This is a genomic window from Flavobacteriales bacterium, assembly GCA_016712535.1.
Classification (GTDB): domain Bacteria; phylum Bacteroidota; class Bacteroidia; order Flavobacteriales_F; family PHOS-HE28; genus PHOS-HE28.
The window spans coordinates 105588-128468 of the sequence record JADJQW010000003.1 but is presented as its reverse complement, the minus strand read 5'-3'; the positions used below and the strand labels follow the sequence as shown (position 1 = coordinate 128468).

The following is a 22881-nucleotide window of genomic DNA, read 5'->3' as shown; positions in this document are numbered from 1 at the left end:
TTGCGGGCCGATGCAGCGCACCGTCGAGATAGCCCTATCGCCGCGAGAGGCCGCAGACCCGGTGCTGGTGCGCGATGCCGCTGAAGAGGCAGCGGCCATGGCGCGGGGAACGGCCATGGCCTCGCGGGTGCTCAAGCGCTCGGTGGATGCGCGGAGCAAGCAGCCGCTCATCCGCATGCGCGTGCTGGTGAGCGATGCGCCCATCGCCGATGAGCCCGCGGCAGCACCTGACCTGCACGACGTGAGTGGATCCCCGGCGGTGGTCATCGTTGGCGCGGGGCCGGCCGGGCTCTTCTGCGCCTTGCGCTGCATCGAGCGCGGGCTGCGGCCGGTGGTCCTCGAGCGCGGAAAGGATGTGCGCGCGCGCCGCCGCGACCTTGCCGCGATCAACAAGCTGCACGTGGTGGACCCTGACAGCAACTACTGCTTCGGCGAAGGGGGCGCCGGCACCTACAGCGATGGCAAGCTCTACACGCGCAGCCACAAGCGGGGCGATGTGGAAGGCGTGCTGCGGGCGCTGGTGGCCTTCGGCGCCAGTGCCGACATACTCGTGGATGCGCATCCGCACATCGGCACCAACAAGCTGCCGGGCATCATCACCGCCATCCGCGAGGCCATCGTGCGCGCAGGGGGCGAGGTGCGCTTCAACTGCAAGGTGACGGGGCTGCTGCGCGACGGGAGCGCGGTGCGCGGCGTGCGCCTCGCCGATGGAACAGCTCTGACCGCGGCCGCTACCGTGCTGGCCACGGGCCATTCCGCGCGCGACATCTTCCGCATGCTCGCGGCCGAAGGGATCCGCATCGAACGCAAGGACTTCGCACTCGGCGTGCGCGTGGAGCATCCGCAGGCGATCATCGATCAAGCGCAATACCATTGTGCGGTGCGCGACCCCTACCTGCCGCCCGCCAGCTACAGCCTGGTGCAGCAGGTCGAAGGCCTGGGCGTTTACAGCTTCTGCATGTGCCCCGGAGGGATCATCGCGCCTTGCGCCACTGCGCCCGATGAAGTGGTCACCAATGGCTGGAGCCCGAGCAAGCGCAACAATCCCTTCGCCAACTCGGGCGTGGTGGTGACCATTGCCCCCGAGCATGCGCGAGGGATCCGGCGCGATCCGTCGGACCCGCTCTGGGGCATGCACTACCAGCGGGATGCTGAGCACGCCGCGTGGAGAGCGGGCGGCATGCGGCAGAGCGCGCCCGCCCAGCGCCTCGAAGATTTCATACAAGGCCGAGCCTCCCTCGATCTGCCCGAATGCAGTTATCCGCCGGGCATCGTTCCATGGCGCGTGGATGAGCTTCTGCCGCACGAGGTCTCGCTGCGCTTGCGCGAGGGCTTCAAGGCCTTCGGCCTGAAGATGCGCGGCTACCGCACCAATGACGCGGTGGTAGTGGCGGTGGAGAGCCGCACCAGCTCACCGGTGCGCGTGCCCCGCGACGGGATCACGCTCGAGCATGCTGGAGCACCGGGCCTGTACCCCTGCGGCGAAGGCGCCGGCCATGCAGGCGGGATCGTGAGCGCCGCGATGGATGGCCAGCGCGTGGCCGAGGCGATCGCTGCGCGCTACGGCGTTCGCGCCTGACGCAGGAACTCCATGCAGAGCGCGCTGGCAGCCATGGCCACATTGAGCGATTCGGCGGCACCCGCGCGCGGCACGGCGATGGTGCGCGCGCCGATCCCGCGCACCGCAGGCGACGGCCCATGCGATTCACTTCCGAGGATCAGTATGGCCGGCCGCTGCAATCGCGTGGTGAAGACATCATCGCCTTCCATGCTTGCGAGGTAGAGCGCGGCCCCCTCGGCTCGGAGCCGGTCGAGCTCGCGCGGCAGATCGCAGCGCTGCACCGCCACGCGGAAGAGCGAGCCCATGCTGGCCTGCACGCATTTCGGGTTGAATTCCTCCACGCCATCGGGGCTGCACAGCACACGGCGCGCACCGAACCAATCGGCGATGCGCAGCAGCGTGCCCATGTTGCCCGGGTCCGCGATGCCATCGAGGGCGAGCACGAGCTCACCTTCCGCAAGCGGCGCTATGGGCATGGGTGCGGGCATCGCGGCCACGGCGATCATGGTATTCCCGCTCTCGAGCGTGCCCATGCGCTCGAGCTCATGCGGCGGATGCACGTGCACCAGTTCCCGGGGGAAATCATGGGCCTCTCCGTCGGCTAAATGGATGGAGCGCACCCGCCATGATGATGCGAGGAGCTCCGCGATGAGCTTCGGTCCTTGCACCAGGAACGATCCTTGCTCCTGCCGGATCTTCTTCTGGTGCAGCGCCCTGACGGCGCGCCATTCCAACCGGGTGCTCAACGTGCGGATATATTTGGCCATGCCTGCGCTGCGCGCGCCAAGCCGGTCGCGCAAAGTAGGCAGCACCATCTGCTCCTTGGGGCGCACCTCGCGGCATATCCTGTCAGGGCTCACGGCATTGGTCCTGCTCAATGGCTGCGACCCCACGCGCCGGTTGGCCGAGGATCAGGTGCTGGTCTCGCGCACCCGGATGCGGGTGATCGGCGCGAGCGAGGTGCCAGGCTCCGAGCTGGAGACCATCATCAAGCAGAAGCCCAACAAGCGCGTGCTGGCCATCCCCTTCTACCTGAACATGCACAACCTGCCCGACCCGCAGCGCATGAAGCAGTGGCAGGCGAAGAAGGATGCGCGCATCGACCGGATCAACGTGCGGCGGCGCGCGAAGGGACGCGAAACCCTGGCCTACCGTCGCACGCGCGCGCAATGGCTGCGCGAAACGGTGGGCGAGCCTCCGGTGATCCTGGACAGCGTGCTCACCGGGCGCACCACGGACCAGATGGAGCTCTACCTCTCGAAGGAAGGCTACTTCCATGCCCGCGTATCGAGCGAGGTTGCGCTGCGCGATAGGGCCTGGTGGGGACGGAAGCTGCACCGGCCGAAAGCCAGGGTCACCTACACGGCCGAGCCGGGCATGCCCTATCGATTGCGAGGGGTCCGCTTCGATGTGGATGATGAGCGCATCCGTTCCCTGGTGCAGGCCGAATGGGACAAGCGCCTGCTCCGCGAAGGGCTGCGCTTCGATGGAGACCTGCTCGATCAGGAGCGCGAGCGCATCACCGATGCCCTGCGCGGCAACGGCTACCTCTATTTCACGCGCGACCTGATCCAGTATCGCGCCGACACCACCGTGGGCAGCCACCAAGCGGACCTCGTGCTCAGCCTCGAGCGGCCCGGAGCGCCCAAGGAGCGGGGCCTTGCCGGTACCGCCGAAGGCACCTCCTTCGATCTGCGCGACGTGTACATCAGCACCTTCAGGCCTGTGCGCGGAAGCGTGGCCCCGGTTGACACCCTGCGCGAAGGCGGCGCCATCTTCCTGTTCCAAGGGCGCATGCGATTCAAGCCCAAGGCCCTGCTGCACCCGGTGTTCCTGCATCCGAATGACCGGTTCGACCAGGGAAAGGTCGCCGGCACCTACCGCAGGCTCGTGAGCACCGGCGCTTTCGATCGCGTAGACATCAGCTTCGACACCACCGGCATCGGCAAGCGCGGCTTGACCGATGCGCGGATCACGCTGCTGCCCGGCAAGCACCAGACCGTGAGCACCGAAGGATTCGTGACCAACCGGGGCGGCGCCTTGGGCACCTCGATCAACGTGGGCTACCGGCATCGCAACATCTTCCGCACGCTGGCCTCCTTGCAAGCCCAAATGACCGTGGGCTTCGAGGCGCAACAGCGCATCGCGGGCTCTGGCGGCACCGAGGAATCGACCGGGGACGTGGGCGCCCTCACCGCCTTCAACACCTTGAGCATCGGGCCGGAGGTCACCTTTTCATTGCCGCGCCCCTTCGCAGGCCTCTTCAGCAAGAACAGCAGCAGCCAATTGCTGCTGACCGCGCTGTACAACTTCCAGCAACGGCCGGATTTCACGCGCAACCTGGTGAAGATGAGCATCGGCCTGCAGTGGCAGGAATCGCGAGCCAACACCATCGGGCTCTTCCCCTTGGAGGTGAACACCATCAAGATCCCGCGCATCTCGCCGGGCTTCCGCAACTACCTCGAGCAAGCGCGCAACCCGGTGCTGCTCAACAGCTACACCGACCACTTGATCGCCAGCATGCGCGCAACGCTGGTGCACAGCACGCCCGATGCGGCCAAGGCGCGCAACGCCTTCTACCTGCGCGCGGTGGCCGAGTGGGCGGGCCATCCGTTGCTGTTGCTCATGGCCGAGAGCGCCACCGACAGCACCGGGCAATCATTCAAGACGGTGGCCGGCGTGCGCTACGCGGAGTTCATCAAAGGGGAGCTCGATGCCCGGTGGCGGAGGAAATTGCATGACCGCAGCAGCGTGGCGTTCCGTGTGGCCGGCGGCGCGGCGCTGCCATACGGCAACCTGGGCGTGCTGCCTTTCGAGAGCAGCTTCTTCGTGGGCGGCGCCAACGGCCTCCGTGCATGGCGGGCGCGATCGGTGGGCCCGGGTTCCTTCAGCGAGCCGCTCTCGGCCTACGACCGTATCGGCGAGATGCGCCTTGAAGCCAATGCCGAGTACCGTTTCAAGCTGATCGGATTCCTCGAGGGCGCCTTCTTCACCGATGTGGGCAACGTGTGGAACCTGAAGCCCAACGCGCAGCGGCCGGGCTCGGCGATCAGCAGCGATTTCCTGAGTGAACTGGCCGTGGGCACCGGTGCAGGCGCGCGCTTCAACTTCGATTTCTTCATCGTCCGCATCGATGTGGGATTGCAGACCAAGGACCCCTCCTTGCCGAAAGGCGAGCGCTGGCTCTTCGAACCGAAAGAGCAGCACGAGGCGCGCGTGAGCGATCTGCTCGGCAGCGCCTACCGCTACCGGCCCGAGGTGAATTTCAATCTGGGCATCGGCTATCCTTTCTGAGGGAGAAGGCCCCTTGGCCCCGGTACCTTCGCCGCATGGCATGGCTCCTGAGCGCGCTGGGCATCGCACTGCTCGCATGGTGCGGCGCGCTGGCCTTCTATTGGATCCTCCAGGAACGGTTCATCTTCCTGCGCTACGACACGGCGCTGCACTATCGCTACCGCTTCGGCGGGCGCTATCAGCAATGCTGGCTCGACCGGCCTGATGGCGCCCGGCTCCATGCATTGTGGTTCAAGGCGCGTGCTCCTCGGGGCGTCATCCTCTACTTCCACGGGCACTCCGGCAACCTCAAGCGCTGGGGGCGCAGCGCCTCGCGCTTCGTTGCCCTGGGCCACGATGTGCTGATGCCCGACCCGCGCGGATACGGCAAGAGCAAGGGGCGCATCAGCGAGCGTGCGCTCATCGACGACGCCGTGGCCTGGCACGATTGGCTCGCCGATCAAGCAGGGCCTGAGCGCATCACGCTTTACGGGCGCTCGCTCGGCAGCGCGCTGGCCACGCCCATCGCTGCGCATCGCCGTGCCCGCATGCTGCTGCTCGAAACGCCGTTCAACAACCTGATCGATGTGTGCTGGTCGCAGCTCCCGCTCTTCCCCTACCGATGGATCCTGCGCTACCCGTTCCGGAATGAAGAAGCCATACGCGGCGTCCTGTGCCCTGTGCGCATCTTCCATGGCACCAACGACCCGATGGTGCCGCTCTCCTGCGCACTCAAATTGTACGCCGCCGTTCCCGGCCACGTGGATCGCGAAGCCATCATCGTGGAAGGGGCGCACCACAACGACCTCTGGAGATTCCCGAGGTTCCGCGAGGCGCTGCGCGACTCGCTGAAGTGATCGGATCCGCGCCCGTTACTTTCGCCGCCGATGGAGACCGTCCGTGTGAGCAGCTGGTTCGCGCACCTGGTGAAGGCGCGCAATCGGCATGGCGTGCACAGTCCTTTCGTGTTCGACCTGATCGAGCATGTGCTGCGCGCACGCCCCGCTTTGCCCGAGCATGCTGCGATCGAAGCGCTCCGCCAGGACCTGTTGGACAGCGATCAGGAGATTACCGTGAACGACCTGGGCGCCGGCTCGCGGGTCTCGGACAAGGCCGTGCGCAGGGTGGCCGAAATGGCGCGTGCCTGCATGAAACCCGCCCGTCAGGCGCAGTTGCTCCAGCGATTGGCGCGCATGACCGGCGCGCGCCAGGTGCTTGAGCTCGGCACCAGCTTCGGGCTCACCACGCTGTACCTGGCCCAGGGTGCAGAGAACGGCACCGTGACCACCATCGAAGGCTGCCCGCAGGTTCAGCGGATCGCACTGCATCATTTCGAGCAATTGAAGCAGCGAAACATCGTGCCCGTGCTGGGCAGTTTCCACCGCACTTTGCCCGAAGCCCTTCATCGCATGGGCCGGATCGATCTGGCCTTCATCGACGGGCATCATGCCGAAGAACCCACCATGGCCTACTTCGAGCAATGCCTGACCAAGTCGCATGACGCCACAGTGATCGTGATCGACGACATCCACTGGAGCCGCGGCATGGAAGCCGCTTGGGCACGGATCAAGGAGCACCACCGGGTCACCGTCACCATCGACCTGTACGGCATGGGGCTGGTATTCCTGCGCGGCGGGCAGGCGAAGGAGCACTTCCGCCTCCGCTACTGACCGGGCCACGATCCGCTGTTCATTCCACGCCCTGCAGGCCTTCCCACGCCGAGGCGCATCCTCTACATTCGCATACCGAAATGGCCCGTGCCCACCATAGGCGGCTCGTCGCGATCGCTGCGTTGCTCGGCGTTGCCGATGTGCAGGCGCAATTGAGCAAATGGCCGATCCGCACGGGATCGGGTGAAGTACGGTTGATCGACCTCTCCGCTCCTGAGCCCGTCCTCGGATCGCTGATCCCTTCCTTCGGATTGGGCGGCACTGAAGATGTGAACCTGATGACCGACGCGCAGGGCGATGTGCTCTTCATCACCGCTGTCGATAGCGATGGGAAGATCGCCGTGCGCAAGCAGAACGGCGAATTGCTCGCCAACGGCGCCGGCCTTTGGGGCAACAGCAGCAGTCAGGCCAGCGCGATCGTGCCGCGGCCCTGCCATCCGGGACAGTATTTCTTCATCCATCACGACGCGGACCTGCATCGGCACTACTTCAGCATCATCGATGCCGCTGCGAACGGAGGCCAGGGAGCGGTGATCGAGAAGAACCGGCTCCTGCTCAACGACGTGGGCGAAGGCATCGCGGTCTCGCACCAGTTGATCGGCGGCTGCCGTTGGCTCTACACCTTCCGCGTGGATGAAGGCGGATACCGGATCCTGCGCGCGCGGATCTCGGCAACGGGGATCGATGATGCGACCATGATCGGCACTTGCGCACCCAACGGCGCAGCGCACTGGTGGAGCACGTTGAAGGTCTCCCCGGCTAACGATCGGCTGGCCGTGAGCCTGCCGGGCAGTGCGCCGAGCAGCGCAGGCGACATCGCGCTGTGGGACCTCGATCCCGAGTCCGGTGAGCTCTCAGGCCTGCAGCAGCTCGCCGTGAGCGCGCGCACCGTGAGCGGCATCGAGTTCTCCCCGCTCGGCCGGTTCCTGTACTTCGTGAGCAACGGCGATGCCTTGAACAACGATTTCGGCCGCGTGGACCTGGCCACGCATTCCGCCCACATCATCGACCCGGCGATCGGCTGGTGGATCATGCACATCGAAAGCGCCGCCAACGGCAGGCTCTACGTGGGATCGCGCGGCTTAGGCACAACCACCATCGCTGAAGTGGCCCAGCCCGATGCCGATGCGGCGAGTGATGTAGCCTACGACCCCGGCGCCATCACCTTCCTGGGCTGGGGCATCATACCCTCTTTCCCTAACAGCATCGAAGGGGAACCGCCCGGCACGGCCCCAGCGCCCCAGCATGCCGCGTTCGAGGCCGTGGCGCAGCCCGATTGCCAAGGGCACCGCTTCGTGCCCAAGAGTTGCAATGGCACCGCATGGCTCTGGGATTTCGGCGATGGATGGACCAGCCAGGCCCAAGAGCCCGTGCACCATTACGGGGTGGGAACCTTCAGCGTCCGCTTGCGCGTCACCGCTTGCGGACACGCGCACGAGCTGCTCCAGCCGGACCTGATCACCGTCGATGGCATCCAGCCGACCGCTTCCTTCGCGCACCCCGATACCGTATGCCAGCGCGCGCCGGTGCAATTCGTGAATGCATCGGAACTCTCCACAGCGTCAACGTGGTTCTTCGGTGATGGCGGAACGAGCAGCGCAATGGACCCCGCGTACGCCTATCCGCAGCATGGATCAAGGACGATCACGCTTGTCGCGCGCAACGGCTGCATCATGGATACCGCGCGTTCGATCATCACCGTGCTTCCCGCCGGGGTCCCGTCCTTCCACACGAACAGCGATCCCTGCGATGAACGAACCTACTTCGTGAACACCACGGACGGTGGCGAGCGCTTCCATTGGGAATTCGGAGATGGTGACAGCACCAGCTCGTGGTACCACCCCGTGCACATCTTCCAGAGCGAAGGAGCCTTTGATGTGCGACTCACCACCGATCCCGGCGACCGGTGCGAGAACACCTTCGTGCTCACGCTGCATGCGGGCTATGGCATCATCCCGGTGGCGTGGTACGTGCCGAACGCTTTCAGCCCCAACGCCGATGGGGTGAACGACGTGCTTCGCGTCAAAGGCCCTGAACCTTGCGAGTCACCGGTGATGAGCATCCATAACAAGTGGGGGCAACTGGTGTGGGAAGGGAACGCCGAGGACGGCTGGGATGGTCGCCATGGCGGAGCGCCTGCGCCTGAAGGCGTGTACGCATACATCATGAGACCGCGCCTCGGCGATGCGAAGCATGGCTGGGTGGTGCTGGTGCGGTAGCTCCCGATGAGGCATCATTCCCCGCATGCATTCGTCTTGCTACCGAACATGCTCATGAGAAGCCTCCACGGATTGCTCCTGTGCGCCTGGGCGCTCATGGCAAGCGGCCAGCTGCAGCGCTGGCCTGTCCGCGGCGTTGATGGCGTGCGCATGATGGACCTCACGACTCCGGTCCCAACAGTAGGACCGTTGATCACAGGCTTCGGCACCGGGGGCGAAGAGGACGTGAACGCCATGACCGATGCCGCCGGGAACCTCCTTTTCTGCAACGCAGTCTCCAGCGCCAACGAGATCAGGGTCCTTGATGCCAACCTGAACCAGATGCCGAACGGGTTCGGGCTGAATGGGCATAGCAGCACGCTCCAATCCGCCATCTGCCCCATTCCCTGCCACCCCGATCGCTACTACGTGTTCCATTTGCTCACGGGAGCGGGTGACCTGTTCTACTCCATCGTGGACATGTCCTTGAACGGCGGGCTCGGCGATGTGACCCAGAAGAATGTCCTCATCGGCACCGGCTTCACCGAAGGCATGGCCATCAGCCACCAGCTGAACAACGGCTGCCGATGGCTATTCAGCAGCGTGCGCAACGGACCAGCGTATGAGGTGGTGCGCTGCCTCATCTCGCAAACCGGCATCGGGCCTCCTACTGTCATCGCCAGTGTGTCGCCTAACGGCACGGTTTACAACTTCAACGAGATCGAACTCTCGCCTGACAACACGCGCCTAGCCATGAGCGTGTTCACCACCGCCCCGACGGAGCCGGACATCGTGGTCTGGGACCTCGCGCTCCAAACCGGAACGCTCACCAACCAGCAGGGCCACTCGGTGAGCAGCGACCCGATCAACGGCATCCAATTCTCGCCGGCAGGAGGCTATGTGTACTTCGTGGGCAACGGCAACAACGATGCGATGGACTTCGGGCGGGTGCAAGTTCCCGGCGGGGCGGTGGACATCATCGACGCGAACATGGGACGCTACCTGACCATGACCGAGCTTGCGGGCAACGGCCGCATCTACGTAGCCATGAACTACAACCATGACTACATGGCCGAGGTGGCCTTCCCTGATGCTCCGGCCTTGGCGGGCATCGGATACAACCATGATGCGGTCTTCATCACGGCCGCGGGCTGCAGGCCCCCCTTGCCAAACGCCATCGAAGGCGAGCCTCCGGGCTCCACCACCACGCCCGGCTTCATCGAGTTCACTGCCATCCCGCAAGGCTCCTGCGATACCTACCTGTTCGTTGACAGCACCTGCCTGGGCACCTGGTGGGAATGGGATCTCGGCGACGGCACGGTGACCAACGACCCCACGCCCTTGCACACCTATTCGGCCGGCGTGTATGATGTGACCTTGCGCGTGGTGGCCTGCGGTGATACGCTGACCCTGATCAAGCCTGCGTACATAACAGCCAACTCCGCACCGATTGATGCGATGTTCTCCATGCCGCCCGCCGTGTGCGTGGGCGATGCGATAAGCTTCATCAATACGAGCATCGGTGCGACGGCCTATGAGTGGAGCTTCGGCGATGGAGGAACATCAACGGATGCAGAGCCATCCCATGCGTTCACCGCCTCCGGCCAGTACACCGTGACGCTCGTTGCCGGATCCACGTGCCTGTCGGACACCATGAGCGCGACCATTACCATTGAGGATGGCGCCGATGCGTCGTTCGAGGTGGATGGTGATCCCTGCACCGGGCTCATCCAATTCAACAATACCTCAACGGCCGGCTCTTCGTGGAGCTGGGATTTCGGTGACGGGACGACCTCCGCTCTGCCGAGCCCGACTCATCTTTTCGCTCCGGGCTCATATGATGTCATGCTGATCGGGGCTCCTGGATCGGCCTGCGCGGATACGGCCATGACCGTGGTGACGGTGGATGAGGCGCCGATCGCCGTGTTCTCGACCACCACCGGATGCGATCAGACCGTGGTGCTCACCGACCTGAGCACCGGTGCCGTATCGTGGATCTGGGACTTCGGGGATGGTTCCTTCGGCAACACGCCGGACACGACCCATGCGTTCGCATCGCCCGGTGATTACGACATTACCCTCACGGTCACCAGCGCGTCCGGATGCCAAGTCAGCGCGGTCCAGAGCGTTTCCGTTGAGCCGGCGCCGTTGGCCTCGATCAGCGTGCTCGGAGATTCCTGCCAAACCACCTTCACCTTCGATGCCTCTGCCTCCAGCGCATCCACGGTGACCTGGCAGTTCGGTGACGGGAGCTCGGCGACCGGCTTCAACCCAACACACACCTATGCATCCTTCGGTGCGTACGTGGTGACCCTGATCGCTGACCCGGGCTCGGCTTGCGCGGACACTTTAACCGCGGCCGTGAATGCGCTCCAGCCGCCTGAAGCTGAATTCACTGCCGTGACCGATTGCGGCATGCAGGTGAACCTCACCAGCCAAAGCATCCTCGCCAACACGCTCAATTGGAACCTCGGCGATGGCACGTTCGCTGCGGACCCAAGCCTTACCCACGGATATGCTGATCCCGGTGATTACATCATCACCCTAGTGGCATACGGCCCCAATGGCTGCTCCGATACTGCTGCGTTCAACATCAGCATCGGAGCGGATCCCATCGCATCATTCGAGATCCTTGGCGACAGCTGCTCCAACGAACGCACGTTCATGAGCACCAGCGTTTGGACGAGCGGGTACTCTTGGCAATTCGGCGATGGCGGCACGTCCGTGCTGGAATCCCCGACCCACGCCTTCGGCATCGGGAGCTTCACTGTCCTGCTGATCGCTGACCCCGGATCGCCCTGCGCCGACTCCGCTTGGGCCGTGGTCGAGATCTCCCAACCGCCGCTGGCAGCCTTCAGCGATTCAACCGGCTGCCATCTCGATGTCCACCTCGAGGACCAGAGCCAATTCTCCAGCAGCGTGCTCTGGAATTATGGCGATGGGGAAGCGGGGACAAGTGCGGTGCATGATTTCGCGTCGCCCGGGACCTACGAGATCCTCCTGGTGGCCACGAATGAACTCGGCTGCACCGACACGGCAAGTGCTATCATCACGATACAGGCACCGGCGACCGCTTCTTTCTCTGCATCCATGGAACCCTGCACCCAAGAGCTCCGGATCAACAATTCAAGCACCGGGGCCGCTTCTTTCAATTGGTCGTTCGGCGATGGCGCGGTTTCCGTTGAGCGGGACCCGGACCACGATTACATCGAGGGCGGCAGCTATATCATCACGCTCATCGCAGGCGATGCCAATGGTTGCGCCGATACGGCTTCGGTTGAAGTGGACGCGAGCTTCGCCGGGATCGCCGCCGGATACTTCGTCCCGAATGTCTTCACGCCGAATGGCGACGAGATCAACGATGTTTTCCAAGTGGTCGGTCCGGCTGAATGCCAAGGGCCATCCATCCGCATCTTCAATCGCTGGGGTGAACAGGTCTTTGAATCCGCAGGCAATGAGCCTTGGGATGGCACCGTTGCCGGACAGATGGCTCCGGATGGCATCTACGTGTACATCCTGGAATTCGCGCAGGAGGAAGTGCACGGCCATGTCGCCTTGTTGCGCTGACAGGTACCTTGCTCGCCTCGAACGCATGAAGATCTATACCCGCACCGGCGACCAAGGCCAGACCGGATTGCTCGGCGGCGCGCGCGTGTCCAAGGACGATGCCCGCATTGAAGCATACGGCACCGTGGATGAGCTGAACAGTCATGTGGGCATGCTGCGCGACCTCGCGGCGCCGCATCATGCAGAGCGTTTGATCACGATCCAGGAAACGCTCTTCACCATCGGCTCGCACTTGGCCAGCGGCAGCAACGAAGAGCGCAAGCGCTTCAACGTTCCCGCCATCGGTGACAAGAATATCTCCGAGCTCGAGCGCGCCATGGACGAAATGGACAAGGAATTGGAGCCGATGCGCAGCTTCATCCTGCCCGGCGGCCACCCTGCTGCATCGCAGGCGCACATCTGCCGCACCGTGTGCCGCAGGGCCGAGCGCCGCGTGGTGCTCCTCGCGGCAAGCAGCGATGTCGACCCTGCCCTGGTGCGCTTCCTCAACCGCCTCTCGGATTACTTCTTCGTGCTCGCCCGGCACCTCGGGAAACTGCATGGCATAGCCGACACCCCGTGGAGGCCTCAGGGCTGAGTCGTTCGGAAAGCCTTGTCTGGCAAGGGATTGAGTGTCATGAACACCGGTTGAAAAGAAGCCGTGGCACGGAAGGCCATCCGTCTATATTTGCGCCCGTTTTAAGGTAACCCCCAACAGGACCGCAGCATGTATTGGACCCTCGAACTCGCCTCTTACCTGGAGGATGCGCCCTGGCCTGCCACCAAGGAAGAACTCATCGACTTCGCCATGCGCACCGGCGCTCCGCTTGAAGTGGTGGAGAACCTGCAGGCCATCGAAGATGAAGAAGAGGTCTTCGAGAGCATCGAGGAGATCTGGCCGGATTACCCATCGAAGGAGGATTTCTTCTTCAACGAGGACGAATACTGACAACCTCAGCACAACGCCAGAAGCCCCGCCATCAGCGGGGCTTCTTCTTTCCCCCGACAGCCTGTCAGGCCAAGGGCCGTGGCCCGGTCCGTGCCTTCGCCCGGGCAGGTACATTTGCCAGCCTTTGCCGGGCAGCCCGCCCGGAATCAATCACACCGCATCATGATCGGCTCACTCGCCAAAGCCTTCAAGTCCGTATTCGGGGACAAGTACCAACGCGACCTCAAAGAGGTGACCCCGCTCGTAGAGCGCACCAAGGAGGAATTCGCCAAGCTCGGCGCACTGAGCCACAACGAGCTGCGCCAACGCACCAACGACCTGCGCGCGCGCATCACGGAGCGCACCAAGGCCAACGATGATCGGGTGGCCCAGCTCCGCGCTGAGATCGATGCCGACCCCCGCATGGCCATCCACGAGCGCGAGACGCGGTACGAGGAGATCGACAAGCTCGAGGAGAAGAGCGTGGAGCAGATCGAAGAAGTGCTGCTCGAGATCCTGCCCGAGGCCTTCGCCATCGTGAAAGAGACCGCGCGCCGGTTCTCGGAGAACAAGGAGCTGCGCGTGCGGGCCACGGAGCTCGACCGCGAGCTCGCCATCAAACGGCCCGATGCCATCCGGATCGAGGGCGATGAGGCCATCTGGAGCAATTCATGGGTCGCGGCCGGAAACCGAATCACCTGGGAGATGGTGCATTACGATGTGCAGCTCATCGGCGGCGTCGCGCTGCACAAGGGCCGCATCGCCGAGATGGGAACGGGTGAGGGCAAGACCTTGGTCAGCACCTTGCCGGTGTTCCTCAACGCGCTGCCCGGCCGCGGCGTGCACCTGGTCACCGTGAACGACTACCTGGCCAAGCGCGATGCCGAGTGGATGGGCCCCATCCACGAGTTCCACGGCCTTCGCGTGGACTGCATCGACAAGCACCAGCCCAACAGCCCTGAGCGCCGCAACGCCTACCTGGCCGACATCACCTACGGCACCAACAACGAATTCGGCTTCGACTACCTGCGCGATAACATGGCGCATGCGCCGAACGCCCTGGTGCAGCGCAAGCACAACTTCGCCATCGTCGATGAGGTGGACAGCGTGCTCGTGGACGACGCGCGCACGCCGCTCATCATCAGCGGCCCCACGCCGAAGGGCGAGATCCACCAATTCGATGAGTACAAGCCGCGCGTGGAACGCCTCTACAGCGCGCAGCGACAGCTCGTCACCAAGCTGCTCACCGAAGCGAAGGAGAACCTCAAGGGCCTGGCCGATGGCAGCGCCACCAAGGAGCAGCTCGAGAAGGGCGGCATGGCCTTGCTGCGAGCCTACCGCGGGCTACCGAAGAACAGCGCGCTGATCAAGTACCTGAGCGAGACCGGCGTGCGCGCGCACCTGCAGAAGACCGAGAACAACTACCTGCAGGACCAGGGCAAGGACATGCCCAAAGTGGATGCGGAGCTGTACTTCACCATCGACGAGAAGCAGCACGGCATCGAGCTGTGCGAGAAGGGCGTTGACCTCATCAGCGGCGATGTGAACGATCCGAACTTCTTCGTGATGCCCGACGTGGGCAGCACCATCGCCGAGATCGAGAAGAGCGGCTCGGCCATCGATGAGAAGGCGCGCCGGAAGGACGAGCTGCTGCGCGACTTCGGCGTGAAGAGCGAGCGCATACACACCGTGAACCAGCTGATCCGCGCGTACGCCCTGTATGAGAAGGACGTGGAGTACGTGGTGATGGACGGCAAGGTGAAGATCGTGGACGAGCAGACGGGCCGCATCCTGGAGGGCCGGCGCTACAGCGATGGCCTGCACCAGGCCATCGAGAGCAAGGAGAAGGTGAAGGTGGAGGCCGCCACGCAGACCTACGCCACCATCACCCTGCAGAACTACTTCCGCATGTACCACAAGCTCGCCGGCATGACCGGCACCGCCGAGACCGAGGCGCAGGAGCTGTGGGACATCTACAAGCTGGATGTGATGGTGATCCCCACCAACCGCCCGGTGATCCGCAAGGACAATGAGGACATGGTCTTCAAGACCAAGCGCGAGAAATACAATGCGGTGATCGAGGAAATCGACGCGCTGCGCAACGCCAACCGGCCCGTGCTCGTGGGCACCACCAGCGTGGAGGTGAGCGAGCTGATGAGCAAGATGCTCACTATGCGCAAGATCCCGCACCAGGTGCTCAACGCCAAGCAGCACCAGCGCGAAGCCGAGATCGTGGCCAACGCGGGCATGGCCGGCACGGTGACCATCGCCACCAACATGGCGGGCCGCGGCACCGACATCAAGCTCGGGCCCGGCGTGAAGGAAGCGGGCGGCCTGGCCATCATCGGCACGGAGAAGCACGAGAGCCGCCGCGTGGACCGCCAGCTGCGCGGCCGCGCCGGCCGCCAGGGCGATCCCGGCAGCTCGCAGTTCTACGTGAGCCTCGAGGACGACCTCATGCGCCTCTTCAACAGCGAGCGCATCGCCAAGATCATGGACACCATGGGCCTCAAGGAAGGCGAGGTGATCCAGGCAGGGATGGTCACGCGCAGCATCGAGCGCGCGCAGAAGAAGGTGGAGGAGAACAACTTCGGCATCCGCAAGCGCCTGCTGGAGTACGACGATGTGATGAACAGCCAGCGCACGGTGATCTACAAGCGCCGGCACAACGCGCTCTTCGGCGAACGGCTGAAGCTCGACATCCTCAACATGTTCCACGATGTGGTGAGCGGCACCGTGGCCGAGTTCCACCCCACCGGCGACTTCGAGGGCTTCCAGTTCGAGCTCTTCCGGAAGTTCAGCGCCGAGAGCGCGGTGGATGCGGACGGATTCAAGCGATTAAAGGCCGACGATGTGGTGGACAGGACCTTCGAAGGGGTGATGGCCACCTACGAACGCCACATGGCGCGCACCGCAGCGCAGGCCATGCCCGTGATCACCGATGTGTTCCTGAACCAAGGCGCCCAGTACGAGAACATCGTAGTGCCCATCACCGACGGCATCAGGACCATGCAAGTGGTGGCGCACCTGCAGAAGTGCTACAAGAGCGAAGGGCGCGAGCTGGGCAACAGCATCGAGAAGTACATCACCTTGGCCATCATCGACAACGAGTGGAAGGAGCACCTGCGCGAGATGGACGAGCTGCGCCGCAGCGTGCAGAACGCCGCATTGGAGCAGAAGGACCCGCTGCTGATCTACAAGCTGGAGAGCTTCAACCTCTTCAAGGCCATGATGGAGCGCATCAACGGCGAGGTGATCGGCTTCCTCGCCCGCGCCGGCCTGCCCAGCGCCCAGCCGAACGTGCAGCAGGCACAGGCTCCACGTGAGCCGCAGCAGCGGCTGCAGACCAGCAGGACCGATGTGGCGCAGTCCGGCCCGTCACGCGCCGCTGCACCGGCGCCCGGCGGCAGCGCTGGGCCGCGCGGCCCCATGCCTCCGCAAGGACCACGACAGCCCATTGCGCCCGTCCGCGTGGAGAAGGAGCCGGGGCGCAACGATCCCTGCCCATGCGGAAGCGGCAAGAAGTACAAGCAGTGCCACGGGAAGGGGGCGTGATCCCAACTTCACGAAACGCCGAGCGCCGGCCTTACGGGGCCGGCGCCTGACTATGGTGTATGGAACGTGGTTCTAGAACTGGACGGGCACGCGCATCTGCACGCGCACCGGTTGGCCCTTCTCGGCGCCGGGGCTCCACGGCGTGGTGCTCTTGATGGCATCCACCACCTGCTGGCCGATCTTCTCATCCTGCCCCTCCACCACCTTCACTTCGGTGAGCGAGCCATCCTTCTCCACGATGAATGAGCTGGTGTAGGTGCCGCGCACGCGCTTGTCGCTGGCCGACTCCACCTTCGACTTCACGTACCGCACCAGGGCTCTATCATCGCCGCCATTGAATTGAGGCATGGTCTGCGCGCGCGTGTAGATGATGTTGGCCAAGGGCTCGGGGTTGTAGATCTTCTCCGCCAGCGGCTCGCCCCACGCGTCGTAGCGCAGCCAGATGCCGGTCTTGTTGCCGTTGATGTACTCTCCCTTGCTCTCCACGCGTCCGTTCGGATGGTAGAAGGTGAACTCGCCGTGAGGCAAGGTCATATCGGCATCGCGGTAGGTGCCCTCCGCCTTCAATTTGCCCTCGATGGTGAAGGTCTTCCCGATGTAGAGCTCCCCGTCCATGCCGGCGGTGGTGCGGTAGTACGCGGCTTTCTTCTGCACGATCGGCTCCATCGCGGCACTGAGGTATTGACGCGATTCATCGCCGCCTTGGGCATAGGCGCCGAGCGCGGGTGCCGTGGTCAGCGTGGCGGCCAAGAGGAGGATGGAAAGGGTCTTCACCGGGGATCAGGTCTTGGAGTCGGACCACTCCAACGCGACGTGCCCGGCACTGGTTACACCGGCTCTACCCCGCCCACCCCTCCCGGTCCAAGCTGCGGTACTGGATGGCCTCGGCCAGGTGCTCCGTGCGGATGTCCGGACTGGAGGCCATGTCGGCGATGGTGCGCGCCACCTTCAGGATGCGGTCGTAGGCGCGGGCGCTGAGGCCGAGGCGCTCCATGGCCTTCTCGAGCAGCGCCTTGCCGGCAGCGTCGATGCGGCAGATCTCGCGCAGCTCCTTGCTGCCCATCTGCGCGTTGCAATGGATCTTCTTGCCCGCATAGCGCTGCTGCTGCACCTGGCGTGCGGCGATGACGCGTTCGCGCATGTCGACGCTCTTCTCGCTGGGCCGTTCGGCGCTGAGCTCCGCGAAGGGGACCGGAGTCACCTCGATATGGATATCGATGCGGTCGAGCAGCGGACCGCTCACCTTGTTGAGATACTTCTGCACAACGCCGGGCGCGCACACGCACTCCTTTTCCGGATGGTTGTAATAGCCGCAGGGGCACGGATTCATCGCCGCCACGAGCATGAAGCTGGCCGGGTACTCCACCGAGAAGCGCGCGCGGCTGATGGTGACCACGCGATCCTCCAACGGTTGCCGCAGCACTTCGAGCACTTGCCGCTTGAACTCCGGAAGCTCATCCAGGAAGAGCACGCCATTGTGCGCCAGGCTGATCTCGCCGGGCTGCGGGAAGGAGCCGCCTCCCACGAGCGCCACATCGCTGATGGTGTGGTGCGGGCTGCGGTACGGACGCACGCTGAGCAGGCTGTCCTCTTTGCGCAGCTTGCCTGCCACGCTGTGGATCTTGGTGGTCTCCAGCGCCTCGTCGATGGTGAGCGGCGGCAGGATGGTGGGCAGGCGCTTGGCGAGCATGGTCTTGCCGGCGCCGGGCGGTCCGATCAGGATGATGTTGTGACCGCCGGCCGCGGCGATCTCGAACGCGCGCTTGATGTTCTCCTGCCCTTTCACATCGGCGATGTCCACCGGATAGCTGCGGCTGCTGTTGGCGAACTCCTCTTCGATGTTCACCACCGTGGGTTGCACGCTGCTGCGGCCATGCAAGAGGTCCACCACTTCGCGCAGGTGCTCCACGCCATAGACCTCGAGGCCGGTAACGATGGCCGCTTCCCTGGCATTGGCTGCGGGCAGGATGAGGCCCTTGAAACCGTTCTTCTTCGCTTCGAGCGCGATCGGCAACGCGCCCTTGATCGGACGAACGCCGCCATCGAGGCTCAGCTCGCCCATCACCATATGCGTCTCCAGCAATTCGGCGGGCGCTTGCTCCGTGGCGCACAAGAGGCCCATCGCGAGCGGCAGGTCATAAGCGGTGCCCTCCTTGCGGATGTCGGCGGGCGCGAGGTTGATGGTGACGCCCTTGCCGCGCGGCGCATAGAGGCCATTGTTGCGCAGCGCGGCGTCCATGCGTTGCTGGCTCTCCTTCACCGCGCTATCGGGCAATCCTACGAGCTGGAAGAAGGCACCTGTCTCCACGTTCACCTCGGCGGTGACGATGGTGGCGTTGATGCCGAAGACGGCGGCTCCGTAGACTTTGACGAGCATGGATCAATAGCGGTCCTTGCGCGCCGGCTCAGCCATGTCGCGCTCGATGTGATCGATGAAGGCGTGGATGACCTTGATGTGCACCTCCTGGATGCGATCGGCATAACCATCGTGGGGCACGCGCACCTCCACGGTGCTGAGCGCTGCGAGCTTGCCGCCATCCTTGCCTGTGAGGCTGATCACGTGCATGCCCTTCTCGCGGGCCGCTTCGGCGGCGCGAAGCACGTTGGGGCTGTTGCCGCTGGTGCTGATAGCGAGCAGCACATCGCCCTCTTTGCCGTGGGCCTGCACGAAACGCGCGAACACCTGCTCGAAGCCATGATCGTTGCCCACGCAGGTGAGATGGCTGGGGTCGCTGATGCTGAGTGCGGCGATGGGTGGACGATCGCCGCGGTAGCGGCCGGTGAGCTCCTCGGCGAAGTGCATCGCATCGCACATGCTGCCGCCATTGCCGCAGCTGATCACCTTGGCGCCCTGCTTCAGGCAATAGCTCATGAAGGCGGCGGCCTGCTCCACCGCGGCGATGTTGGCGGGGTCGGCCACGAAGCGCGCGAGCACGTCGGTGGCCTCGGCGAAATGGGAACGGATGCGATCGGCGGTCATCACGGCGAAGATGCGTCAAACATCGTCGCCGCGCTTGAAGCCGAGCCGCTTGCGGTCCTGAGCGGGTCTCGCCATGAGCTGCTTCACGGCCTCGAAGAGTTCGGCCAAAGCATCCTCACTGGTGGTCTGGCGCTCTTCCATCTGCGCCATTCGCCGCTGCAAATCGCGATCGCTCTGAAGCAATCGGCTCAGGCGCACGAAGACCCGGACGATCCTGATGTTAACGGCGATCGCGCGCTCACCATTGAGCACGCTGGAAAGCATGAGGACACCGTGCTCGGTGAAGGCATAGGGCGGTCGGCGTCGGCCACCCCATTCTCTTGACATCGCAAATTGCGATGTCAAGTTCGACCACTCTTCTGTTGTCAACTGAAGCATGAAATCCTCAGGGAAACGCGCCAGATTACGCTTCACGGCCTCATTGAGTCGGTACGTGGGCACTTCGTACAGCTGGGCCAGGTCATGGGCCAGCATCACCTTTTCCCCTCGGATCCAATGGATACGAGCAGCTATGGCCTCATCAGGTAAAACCAGTTCTCCTTTCATGGCTTCCCGCATTGACGGCTATTTCGTCAATGCGCGAACCCACAATATGGTAAGCGTTTTACGCAGAACCAAGCAACGCGTGAGCCAACGCGGACCTACCTCCCCGCCTGCTGCCCCAGCACTTGCATGCCTTGCAGCCCACGATCCAAAAAGGCCTTGTACTCATCCACCGCCGGCGTGTAGCCCACGGGATCGGTGAGCAGCTTGCCATCGGGGCTCAGCAGCGCATAAAGCGGCTGCGTGGCGCTCTTGAAGTTCTCGGTCTGCAACGTGGCCCACTTGTTCCCCACGGTGAGGATGGGCTTCTTGGTGCCATTGCTGGTCTCGAAGATGAACTGTTCATCCTTTGGCAGCTCGGCTTTCTCGTCCACGTACAGGGAGACCAGGACGTAACGCTCATTGATCGTGCGGTTGATCTCCGCCACGGGCCACACGTAGTCCTCCATCTTCCGGCAATTCGCGCAGCCATGACCGGTGAAGTCGATCAGGAGCGGCTTGCCCGACTTCCTGGCTTCAGCCATACCGGTTTCGAGGTCGTGGTAGCAAGTGAGGCCGGCCGGGCATTCCGTCGCGAATATCCAGCTATAGCCGGGCGATGGCGAAATGCCGCTGAGCAGGCCAACAGGCGCCCAGGTATGCGACTTATCGTCGTAGCGGAAGCCCATGGCCATGTACAAGGTGAAGAGGCCGAAGGCGCTGATGAAGAAGATGCGCATGGGCGAATACCCCTTCACGGGGCTGTCGTGCGGGAAGCGGATCCTGCCGAAGAGGTAGAGCACGATGCCGATGCCGCAGATGACCCAGATCGCAAGGAAAAGCTCGTAGGGGATGAGGCCCCACTTCATCACGAGATCGGCCATGCTGAGGAACTTGAAGGCGAGCGCCACCTCCACGAAGCCGAGCACCACCTTCACGCTGTTGAGCCAACTGCCGCTTCGGGGCAGGCTATTGAGCCAGCCGGGGAAGAGGGCGAATAGCCCGAAGGGCAATGCGAGTGCGAAGCCGAAACCGCCCATGCCCACGGTGAGCTGCCATGCGCCCCCATCGGCCGTGAGCGCGCCTGCGAGCAAGGAGCCGAGGATCGGTCCCGTGCAGCTGAAGGAGACGAGCGCGAGGGTAAGCGCCATGAAGAAGGTGCCGATGAGCCCGCCGAACTTGCTGGCGTTGCTGTCCATCTTGTTCACCCAGCTGCTCGGCAGGGTGATCTCGAAGTAGCCGAAGAAGGAGATGGCGAAGACGATGAAGATGACGAAGAATCCGATGTTGAGCCAGGGGTTGGTGCTGATCTCGTTGAAGATCTCCGGGTTCACGCTGCCCAGCAGATGGAAAGGCACGCTGAAGAGCAGGTAGATCAGGAAGGTGAAGCCGCCATAAGTGAGCGCGTTCTTCAATCCGGTGGCGCGATCGCTGCTGCTCTTGGTGAAGAAGCTCACCGTGAGGGGGATCATGGGGAATACACAGGGCGTGAGCAGCGCCACGAGACCGCCGATGAAGCCGAGCATGAAGATCCACAGCAGCGAATTCTTCTCTTCGACCCTCGCTGCTGCATCGCGCACCACGGGGTTGGCGAGGTCCACATTGGGCAGTTTCAGGTCTGCGGCGTCGCTGCGCGTGGCGAGCCCGGCGAACTTGGGATCGTTGGGGTCGAAGGAGACATCGCCGAGCTCATAGGTGCCCGTTGCAAGGCCGATGATGAAGTACCGGACGATCGGCGGGGTGCAGCGCACATCGTTGCAGGCCATGTACTCGAAGTACCCCGTCACCGGTTTCTCCGCATCGCTGGCCGCAACGCGCTGGAGGAAGGTGGCGCCCTGCTTGAACTTCTTCACCGGCACGCCGAAGACCGGATCCATGCCATCGACCACCTCAGGGCCGTCTTCATCGGCCTTGCCCAGCGGCTTCACGCCTCCGACAGAATCCACGACGATGAGGGTCGGCAAGGGCCCCATGTCACCCGCGTCCTGCGAATAGATCCACGAACCTTTGGCGACCGTGGCATGGAATCCGATCTGCCACTCGCCATTACCGAGCTCCTTCGAGCTCATGGTCCATTGCACGGGATCGAACTCGGCTTCTTCGTTCAACTGCGCTGCGACGGGCCCTGCCATCAGTACAGCAAGCAGCACGAGCACGTATCCGGTAATCGTTCTCATCGTCACATCGTTTCAACATTCAGCCTGAATGGCACCACTACGGGAGGCAAACAGGTCTTGTCGTTGCACACCATGTACTCCACTTCACCCTCCACCAGGAGCGCACCCGGTCGGGCGGGCTTGATCACCTGTTCAAAGACGGGTGAACCGTCGTGGTAGCGCACCACCATCCCGAAGTTTGGGTCGAACACTTCGATCGGCTTCGGTTCGGAAAGCTCACCGTGAAACGTGAACTCGCTCGAAGGCTTGAACCGGATGCTGGTGGCCACGGGGCCTTGGTCGCTGGGCAGGGTGGTGGCGTAGATGTGCCAGCCATCCTCTACAACGGTGCGCAGCTCGATGTGAACCAAACCATCGCCCCCTGCCGTAGCCGCGAACTTCCATTTCACCGGACCCGATGGCTCGCTGGGGAAGAATAGGCTGAGCAGCAGAAGGAGCGTGATCATGCGAGCAGGCGGGCAAAACTAACCG

General features: G+C 63.8%; 16 protein-coding genes. 9 read left to right on the top strand and 7 right to left on the bottom strand.

Annotation, left to right across the window (positions count from 1 at the left end):
* The first annotated feature begins 10 nt into the window (after positions 1–10).
* The gene (locus IPK70_10695; GenBank protein ID MBK8227629.1) at positions 11–1579 is read left to right on the top strand and encodes an NAD(P)/FAD-dependent oxidoreductase; all 1569 of its coding nucleotides are present in this window, start codon (positions 11–13) and stop codon (positions 1577–1579) included.
* Here IPK70_10695 and IPK70_10690 read toward each other — a convergent pair.
* Positions 1561–2328 (bottom strand): RNA methyltransferase, encoded by a 768-nt coding sequence (locus IPK70_10690; protein MBK8227628.1) that lies wholly within the window; start codon positions 2326–2328, stop codon positions 1561–1563. The two genes, IPK70_10695 and IPK70_10690, sit on opposite strands and share 19 nt — an antisense overlap.
* Between IPK70_10690 and IPK70_10685 the strand changes: the two genes are divergently transcribed.
* The 8 genes from IPK70_10685 (at position 2327) to secA (ending at position 16731) form a co-directional block, all read left to right on the top strand.
* Positions 2327–4855 carry a BamA/TamA family outer membrane protein gene (locus tag IPK70_10685; GenBank protein MBK8227627.1) on the top strand — a complete coding sequence of 843 codons (2529 nt, stop codon included), beginning with the start codon at positions 2327–2329 and terminating at the stop codon, positions 4853–4855. The two genes, IPK70_10690 and IPK70_10685, sit on opposite strands and share 2 nt — an antisense overlap.
* Before the next feature lie 35 nt (positions 4856–4890).
* The gene (locus tag IPK70_10680) at positions 4891–5691 is read left to right on the top strand and encodes an alpha/beta hydrolase (protein MBK8227626.1); all 801 of its coding nucleotides are present in this window, start codon (positions 4891–4893) and stop codon (positions 5689–5691) included.
* A 30-nt stretch (positions 5692–5721) separates the two neighbouring features.
* The gene (locus tag IPK70_10675) at positions 5722–6504 is read left to right on the top strand and encodes a class I SAM-dependent methyltransferase (GenBank protein MBK8227625.1); all 783 of its coding nucleotides are present in this window, start codon (positions 5722–5724) and stop codon (positions 6502–6504) included.
* Between the two features lie 80 nt (positions 6505–6584).
* Positions 6585–8723 carry a gliding motility-associated C-terminal domain-containing protein gene (locus IPK70_10670; GenBank protein MBK8227624.1) on the top strand — a complete coding sequence of 713 codons (2139 nt, stop codon included), beginning with the start codon at positions 6585–6587 and terminating at the stop codon, positions 8721–8723.
* A gap of 54 nt (positions 8724–8777) precedes the next feature.
* On the top strand, positions 8778–12269 hold the full coding sequence (locus IPK70_10665) for a PKD domain-containing protein (protein ID MBK8227623.1): 3492 nt from the start codon (positions 8778–8780) through the stop codon (positions 12267–12269).
* Positions 12270–12294: 25 nt separating this feature from the next.
* On the top strand, positions 12295–12846 hold the full coding sequence (locus IPK70_10660; GenBank protein MBK8227622.1) for a cob(I)yrinic acid a,c-diamide adenosyltransferase: 552 nt from the start codon (positions 12295–12297) through the stop codon (positions 12844–12846).
* 129 nt (positions 12847–12975) lie between these two features.
* Positions 12976–13197 (top strand): DUF2795 domain-containing protein, encoded by a 222-nt coding sequence (locus tag IPK70_10655; GenBank protein MBK8227621.1) that lies wholly within the window; start codon positions 12976–12978, stop codon positions 13195–13197.
* Positions 13198–13359: 162 nt separating this feature from the next.
* Positions 13360–16731: a preprotein translocase subunit SecA gene (gene secA / locus IPK70_10650; GenBank protein MBK8227620.1), complete on the top strand. Its 3372-nt coding sequence runs from the start codon at positions 13360–13362 to the stop codon at positions 16729–16731.
* A gap of 72 nt (positions 16732–16803) precedes the next feature.
* Here the strand turns inward: secA and IPK70_10645 are convergent, their stop codons facing one another.
* The 6 genes from IPK70_10645 to IPK70_10620 form a co-directional block, all read right to left on the bottom strand.
* Positions 16804–17505 carry an energy transducer TonB gene (locus tag IPK70_10645; GenBank protein MBK8227619.1) on the bottom strand — a complete coding sequence of 234 codons (702 nt, stop codon included), beginning with the start codon at positions 17503–17505 and terminating at the stop codon, positions 16804–16806.
* A gap of 64 nt (positions 17506–17569) precedes the next feature.
* Positions 17570–19108 carry a YifB family Mg chelatase-like AAA ATPase gene (locus IPK70_10640; protein ID MBK8227618.1) on the bottom strand — a complete coding sequence of 513 codons (1539 nt, stop codon included), beginning with the start codon at positions 19106–19108 and terminating at the stop codon, positions 17570–17572.
* A 3-nt stretch (positions 19109–19111) separates the two neighbouring features.
* Positions 19112–19711, bottom strand: a complete 600-nt coding sequence (gene lpcA / locus IPK70_10635; protein MBK8227617.1) for a D-sedoheptulose 7-phosphate isomerase — start codon at positions 19709–19711, stop codon at positions 19112–19114.
* A 15-nt stretch (positions 19712–19726) separates the two neighbouring features.
* Positions 19727–20257 (bottom strand): ORF6N domain-containing protein, encoded by a 531-nt coding sequence (locus IPK70_10630; protein MBK8227616.1) that lies wholly within the window; start codon positions 20255–20257, stop codon positions 19727–19729.
* Positions 20258–20352: 95 nt separating this feature from the next.
* Positions 20353–22410, bottom strand: coding sequence for a thioredoxin family protein (locus IPK70_10625; GenBank protein ID MBK8227615.1), 2058 nt, complete (start codon positions 22408–22410; stop codon positions 20353–20355).
* 2 nt (positions 22411–22412) lie between these two features.
* Positions 22413–22856 (bottom strand): sugar transporter, encoded by a 444-nt coding sequence (locus IPK70_10620; protein ID MBK8227614.1) that lies wholly within the window; start codon positions 22854–22856, stop codon positions 22413–22415.
* Between the last annotated feature and the right edge of the window lie 25 nt (positions 22857–22881).